At 67.4% G+C, this 6,624-nt stretch carries 8 protein-coding genes; 2 read left to right on the plus strand and 6 right to left on the minus strand.

The genetic code is table 11. From position 1 onward, the window contains the following. The first annotated feature begins 1 nt into the window (after position 1). Positions 2-712: a hydrogen peroxide-dependent heme synthase gene (gene hemQ, locus V6M46_RS12250; RefSeq protein WP_332665401.1), complete on the plus strand. Its 711-nt coding sequence runs from the start codon at positions 2-4 to the stop codon at positions 710-712. Between the two features lie 10 nt (positions 713-722). Here hemQ and V6M46_RS12255 read toward each other — a convergent pair whose 3' ends face one another. From V6M46_RS12255 to V6M46_RS12270, 4 genes are all read right to left on the minus strand, one after another. Beyond that, positions 723-1,352, minus strand: a complete 630-nt coding sequence (locus V6M46_RS12255) for a hypothetical protein (protein WP_332665404.1) — start codon at positions 1,350-1,352, stop codon at positions 723-725. Positions 1,353-1,406: 54 nt separating this feature from the next. Beyond that, a complete protein-coding gene (locus tag V6M46_RS12260) occupies positions 1,407-1,766 on the minus strand; it encodes a VOC family protein (protein ID WP_332665406.1) in 360 nt (119 codons plus the stop codon). A 104-nt stretch (positions 1,767-1,870) separates the two neighbouring features. Continuing rightward, positions 1,871-2,278 carry a peptide-methionine (R)-S-oxide reductase MsrB gene (gene msrB, locus V6M46_RS12265; RefSeq protein WP_332665408.1) on the minus strand — a complete coding sequence of 136 codons (408 nt, stop codon included), beginning with the start codon at positions 2,276-2,278 and terminating at the stop codon, positions 1,871-1,873. A gap of 55 nt (positions 2,279-2,333) precedes the next feature. Next, complete coding sequence (locus V6M46_RS12270) at positions 2,334-2,825, minus strand: hypothetical protein (protein WP_332665413.1); 492 nt, start codon at positions 2,823-2,825, stop codon at positions 2,334-2,336. A gap of 85 nt (positions 2,826-2,910) precedes the next feature. On the opposite strand from V6M46_RS12270, the gene V6M46_RS12275 reads away from it, so the two are divergent. Beyond that, on the plus strand, positions 2,911-3,750 hold the full coding sequence (locus V6M46_RS12275) for a PPK2 family polyphosphate kinase (protein ID WP_332665416.1): 840 nt from the start codon (positions 2,911-2,913) through the stop codon (positions 3,748-3,750). 58 nt (positions 3,751-3,808) lie between these two features. Here V6M46_RS12275 and V6M46_RS12280 read toward each other — a convergent pair whose 3' ends face one another. Further along, positions 3,809-4,567: a sirohydrochlorin chelatase gene (locus V6M46_RS12280; RefSeq protein WP_332665418.1), complete on the minus strand. Its 759-nt coding sequence runs from the start codon at positions 4,565-4,567 to the stop codon at positions 3,809-3,811. Positions 4,568-4,772: 205 nt separating this feature from the next. Beyond that, on the minus strand, positions 4,773-6,458 hold the full coding sequence (locus tag V6M46_RS12285; RefSeq protein WP_332665420.1) for a nitrite/sulfite reductase: 1,686 nt from the start codon (positions 6,456-6,458) through the stop codon (positions 4,773-4,775). Positions 6,459-6,624: the final 166 nt, after the last annotated feature.

The following is a 6,624-nucleotide window of genomic DNA, read 5'->3' on the forward strand; positions in this document are numbered from 1 at the left end:
CATGACCGAGCGCGTGGAGAACAAGGGCAAGCTGGCCAAGGAGATCAACGACACGATCCGCTACACGATGTGGTCGGTGTTCCGGCTCGAGCGGGTGCTCGGCGACGCGCCTCGCGCCGCGTTCGCCGCCGAGGTCGACGCGCTCTTCAGCACGTTCGCTGCCGATGACGTCGTGGTGCGCGGCACGTACGACGTCAGTGGCCTGCGAGCCGATGCCGACCTGATGATCTGGTGGCACGCGCCCACGAGCGACGCGCTCCAGGCCGCCTACAACGCGTTCCGCCGCACCGAGCTCGGCTCGCACATGGCACCGGTCTGGTCGCAGGTCGCGATCCACCGGCCCGCGGAGTTCAACCGCTCGCACATCCCTGCGTTCATGGCCGAGGAGGAGACGCACCCCTATGTGTGCGTCTATCCGTTCGTCCGCTCGTACGAGTGGTACCTCCTGCCCGACGAGGAGCGCCGCGACATGCTGCGGGAGCACGGCATGCAGGCGCGCGACTATCCCGACGTACGTGCCAACACCGTCGCGTCGTTCGCGCTGGGCGACTACGAGTGGATCCTCGCGTTCGAGGCCGACGAGCTGCACCGCATCGTCGACCTCATGCGTGAGCTCCGCGCGAGCCGCGCCCGGCGTCACGTACGCGAAGAGGTCCCGTTCTACACCGGTCGCGCGCACACCGTCACCGAGCTCACCAACCTCTGGCCGTAACCGCTCTGGCTCAGTCCTCCTCCCAGCATCGCAGCAGGACGTTCTCGTCGTCGACGTCCTCGCCAAGCGCGGGAGGAACCTCACCGGGGACCTCGTCCCCGGTACAGAAGGCGATGCCGACATTGGTCCGCATCGACTTGGTGACGCCATGGACGGTGTATTCGACGGTCATGCCCTGCATGGCCGTGGGCCCATCGGGCACATCGAGTCGCACGGCGAGCGTGCGCCGGTCGTAGTTGGACGGCTCGCATGCCATCGTCAGGCGCCGGGTCAAGTCGTTGTTGGAGTCGACGGCCTCGTACCAGGCGTCGAGCTTCGCTCCTGGGCGCAGTTTCTCCCATTCGGCACCCTCGTTGTCGGTCGGACCGAGCTGGAACTGACGCACTGTGATCTCTCCGGCGCTGCCTTCGCTCATGATCGGTGAGACTCGCTTGACGGTGAGCGGCTCGCTGCCGTCAGCGCACAGCTCAGCCGCTTCGAACAAGTAGGGCGCGGAGGTTTCCGTGTCGGAGACCTTCGTCGTACCCGTGCCACTGGTGTAGACGAGATCGGTGCGCAAGCCGGCCAGCCACCCGACTGCCGCGGTCAGCAGTACACCGACGACCAAGCCGACGCTGAGGAGGACCAGTCGAGAGCGCATTTCGCACACGCTAGGCGATCGGGACCAGCCACGGAGTGAAACGTCGAAACTGCGTCACACCGAGTGAGTGCCGGACACGCAGAACTGGTTGCCGTCGGGATCGCTGAGGACGTTCCAGCGGAAACCGCTGGGCATCTCGTGGCGCACGACCACTCCGGCCCCTGCGGCGATGAGCCGGTCGGTCTCGGCCTCGAGATCTGGTGTCGTCAGGTCGAGGTGCAGGCGGTTCTTGCCCGGTGACGGGTCAGGAACCTTCTGGAACGAGATCTTCTGGGCCAGTCCCGGCAGCCCGACGATGACGTACCAGCCGTCGTTCTCCTGCTCGATCGTGCCGCCGAGCTGCTCCGTCCACCAGCGAGCCAGCGGCATCGCGTCCGTCGTGTCCACCGTGATCATGCCGAGCGTGAGGGTCATGCGATCACGCTAGTGACGAGCGCCGACAAGATTCGCCGCTGAGCGTGACGATGTGCAGGCCGAGATCGGCGTGTCGCCTGCAATTCGTCACTCCCAGCGGGGGCTCAGGCGTCGGGCTGGAGCTGCAGGGCCACGCCGTTGATGCAGAATCGCTGATCCGTGGGTGTCGGGAAGCCCTCGCCCTTGAACACGTGCCCGAGGTGCGATCCGCACCGGGAGCAGCGAACCTCGGTGCGTACGCCGCCGAACAGCGAACGGTCCTCGATGTACTGGACACGGTCCTCGGCGAGCGGCGAGTAGAACGCCGGCCAGCCGCAGTGCGCGTCGAACTTGGTCTCGCTGCGGAACAGCTCCGCGCCGCAGGCGCGGCATGCGTAGACCCCGACGGTCGGGTCGGTCTCGTAGGGCGAGCTGAACGGGCGCTCGGTGCCCTGCTTGCGCAGCACCTGGTACTCCTCGGGGCTGAGCTCGGCCTGCCACTCTTCCTCGGTCTTCTCCACGTCGTACGTCATGCGTCCAGCGTACGCGCGGAGGCGGGGCCGAGCCGTGACGAAGCTGTGACGGGGATCAGCGCTGGGCGTCGAACGGTACGTGCTCGAGCAGGTGGACGCTCGGGACGTCGAGCTTGCGCTGGGCGCGTGAGGTCCAGTCGATCCGCAGGAACTCCTGCACGATGTGCGGCTCGGTGAGGATGATGGCCTCCGACGACCCGGTGTCCTTGACGAGCTGGACGAGCGCGTCGATGGGGTCGTCCTCGGTGAGCTTGGCGGTGACCTGCTGGCCACGCTCCTTGATCAGCGCCGCGCTGGCCTCGAGCTCGGACTGCCCGGCCTTGACGATCTCCTGCTGCACGTCCTCGATCGCATCGGGCTCGCCGATCGGCACGATCTGGCCTGAGCCGAGGGCGCTCATGGACGACGTCAGGATCGCGTTCGAGCTCTCGACCGGCAGGAGCAGGTGGTAGCGAACGGTGTCATCGAGCCCTTCGTGCAGCGCGATGATCTGGTCGGCATCGAGGGCGTTGAGCTGGCGCTCGATGAGCAGAGCAACGTCATACATGTGCAGAATCCCTTCGTCGCCTTCACCATACGGTGGGGCGTCCCACGCGCCCGCTGTTGCTTCCATGTTCCGGCATACTTCGGCCATGGCCAAGACCCTGGATTCCCTGCTCACCGTCACGACTCCGGTGGACCTGTCGACGTACGACTCGCGCGCAACGACAGGCTTCTCCGGCGAGAAGGCGGACGCGGAGCGGCAGCTCGCGGCGATGGGCGAGGAACTCAGCGACCTGCAGGAAAAGCTGTTCGCCGTTGGGCGCGCCGGTACGAGCCAGACGCGAGTCCTGGTCGTGCTGCAGGGCATGGACACGTCCGGCAAGGGCGGCATCATCCGCCACGTCACCGGCCTGGTCGACCCGCAGGGGCTCGCGATCACGTCGTTCAAGAAGCCGACGCCCGAGGAGCTCGAGCACGACTTCCTGTGGCGCGTCGAGAGGCGGCTCCCGCAGCCCGGCATGATCGGCGTCTTCGACCGTTCCCACTACGAGGACGTGCTGATCGGCCGGGTTCGCCAGCTGGCCGGGCCGGAGGAGATCGAGCGGCGCTATGGCGCGATCAACGACTTCGAGAAGGCGTTCACCGACTCCGGCGGCATCCTCATCAAGTGCTTCCTGCACATCACGGCGGACGACCAGAAGGAACGTCTCCTCGCGCGCCTCGACGACCCGACGAAGCACTGGAAGTACAACCCGGGCGACCTCGACGAGCGGATGCTGTGGGACGACTACCAGCGCGCGTACGCGCTCGCCCTCGAGCGCTGCTCGACCGACGACGCGCCGTGGCATCTCGTGCCCAGCGGGCGCAAGTGGTACCGCAACTGGGCTGTCGGCGCCCTGTTGACCGAGAAGCTCCGGGCCCTCGAGCTGGAGTGGCCGAAGGCCGACTACGACGTCGAGGCCGAGAAGGCCCGCCTCGCCGGCATGTGAGAGTCGCTCCTTGAGCTTGTCGAAAGGATCCTTTCGACAAGCTCAAGGAACGGGTGGCTCAGGCGAACAGGGCCTCGAACGGGACCAGGTCGACAGCACCGACGGCGTAGCGGGCGAGGATGACCCGGGCCACCTCGACGTCGACGCCCAGCGGCTCGGCCACGGCGACGGCACCGGCTTCGTACGCCAGCTCGGCCACGCGGTCGGGCAGCACGCCCGGTGCGAGGAAGAGCTGACCGACGGCGATGTGGCGCCGTCCGTCGGCGCGGTGCGTGCGTACGGCCTCGCCGGCCGCCGGCGGAACGCTCGAGGCGAACGCCGCGATCGTCGGGAGCTTGTGGTGCGCGCCCCACGCGCGAGCCGCCCGCGAGATCGCCGCATTGGCGATCGGGTCGGACGAGCCGGCACCGGCCAGCACGAGCGCGTCGAGCTCACGGACCCGGTTCTTGGACAGCGCCTCACGCAGCCGCTTGTCGAGCACGTGGAAGAACGCGTTCTCGATCCCGAGGACCTTGGTGGCCTCGATCTTGATGCCGTCGTGGCGCGCCAGTGCGGCGTTGATCACCTGCGGCACGTCGACGTTCGCGTGGAACGCCTCGGTGAGCAGCAGTGGCACGACGACGATCTCCTGGTGACCCTCGGCGACGAGCTGGTCGACGACGCGGTCGAAGTCGGGGTCGGCGAGGTCGAGGAACGCGGGCTCCACGCGGAGGTCAGGACGCATGCATGCGACCAACTCCGTAAGGGCTGTGATGGTCTGGGCAGAACGCGGGTCGCGGCTGCCGTGCGCAAGAGCAATGAGTGCTGGTGCGGTCATGATGCATCCTCCTTTCGAGGTCGTGCTGTGTCGGATGTTGCGGGTGATTCGTAGGTGGTCACGTTGCTGGGGGAGAGCTGGCCGATGAAGCCGAGGCGAAACGCCCTGAGGCAGGACCGGCACTCCCACTCACCATGGGTGTCGCCATGGGGACGCAGGTCCTCGTCGGCGCAGTAGGGGCAGTGAAAGGGCACGGCACGCGTGGTCATCGCAGGACCTCCTCGTCGGCACGAGCGACCCAGCGGGCGAAGGACTCGGAGTCCTCACGCTGCTCGAGGTAGGTCCGGGAGACCTTCTCGATGTAGTCGGGCAGGTGATCGCCGATGACCTTGTGCGCGCGCAGCTTGCGACCGAATCCGGCCTCGAGCCCCAGCGCGCCGCCGAGGTGCACCTGGAAGCCCTCGACCTGGTTGCCGTCCTCGTCCATCACGAGCATGCCCTTGAGGCCGATGTCGGCGGTCTGGATGCGGGCGCACGAGTTGGGGCAGCCGTTGACGTTGACCGTGATCGGGGTGTCGAGCTCGGGGACTCGCTGCTCGAGCTCGCCGATCAGGTCCTTGGCGCGGTCCTTGGTGTTGACGATCGCGAGCTTGCAGAACTCGATGCCGGTGCACGCCATCGTGTTGCGGCGCCACTGCGAAGGCCGGGCGTTGAGCCCGATCTCGGCCAGCGCGGCCACGAGCGACTCGACCTTGTCCTCGTCGACGTCGAGCACCAGCAGCTTCTGCATCGGCGTCGTGCGTACGCGGTCACTGCCGTGAGCCTCGACGATGTCGGCGACCTGGTGCAGCAAGGTGCCGGAGATGCGGCCGACGGTCGCCGCGGCGCCGACGAAGTACTTGCCGTCCTTCTGGCGGAAGACACCCACGTGGTCAGCGGGGGTCTCGGGCGCCTCGGGCTCGTCGAGATCGATCAGCGTACGTCCGAGGTACTCCGTCTCGAGCACCTCGCGGAACTTCTCGACGCCCCAGTCGGCGATCAGGAACTTGAGCCGGGCGCGCGTGCGGAGGCGGCGGTAGCCGTAGTCGCGGAAGATGCTGGTGACGCCCTTCCAGACCTCGGGCACCTCGTCGAGCGGCACCCACACGCCGAGCCGCTGCGCGAGCATCGGGTTGGTCGAGAGGCCGCCGCCGACCCAGAGATCGAAGCCGGGACCGTGCTCGGGGTGAACCGCGCCGGCGAACGCGATGTCGTTGATCTGCGGGACGACATCGTGCCCGGGGTGGCCGCTGATCGCGGTCTTGAACTTGCGGGGGAGGTTGGAGAACTCCTTGTCCCCGATGAACTGGCTCTCGATCTGCTCGATCGCGGGCGTGCCGTCGATGATCTCGTCCTCGGAGACCCCGGCGACGGGGCTGCCCAGGATGACGCGGGGGCAGTCGCCGCACGCTTCCTGCGTCGACAGGCCGACGGCCTCGAGGCGGTTCCAGATCGTGGGGACGTCGCGGATGTCGATCCAGTGGTACTGCACGTTCTGCCGGTCGGTGAGGTCCGCGGAGTCGCGGGCGTACTCGACCGAGAGGTCCGCGACGGTGCGCAGCTGCTCGAGGTTGAGCTGGCCACCGTCGATGCGTACACGGAGCATGAAGTACTTGTCGTCGAGCTCTTCGGGCTCGAGCGTCGCGGTCTTGCCGCCGTCGATGCCGGGCTTGCGCTGCGTGTAGAGGCCCCACCAGCGGAAGCGACCGCGCATGTCGCCGGGATCGATCGACTCGAAACCGCGGACGGAGTAGATGTTCTCGATGCGAGCGCGGACGTTGAGCGGGTTGTCGTCCTTCTTGGACTGCTCGTTGGCGTTCAGCGGCTCGCGGTAGCCCAACGCCCACTGGCCCTCGCCGCGCTTGGGGCGCGGTCGGCGGGCTGGTGTGTCGGTGCCGGGTGCTGAGGCCATGAACTTCCCTTGGAGGCAGGGCACACGGCGATCAGGACGATTGCGTCACGATGGTTGTCGCCGCACGCCTGGATTGATCGAAATCAGTGCAGAGGTCGCGCGTTGATCAGCGACACATCATGTTGCGGGCGCGACCGAGGTCGACGTGAAGTCGTCCCACGAGCCA

This window comes from Aeromicrobium sp., assembly GCF_036676885.1.
In the GTDB taxonomy this organism is placed as follows: Bacteria; Actinomycetota; Actinomycetes; order Propionibacteriales; family Nocardioidaceae; genus Aeromicrobium.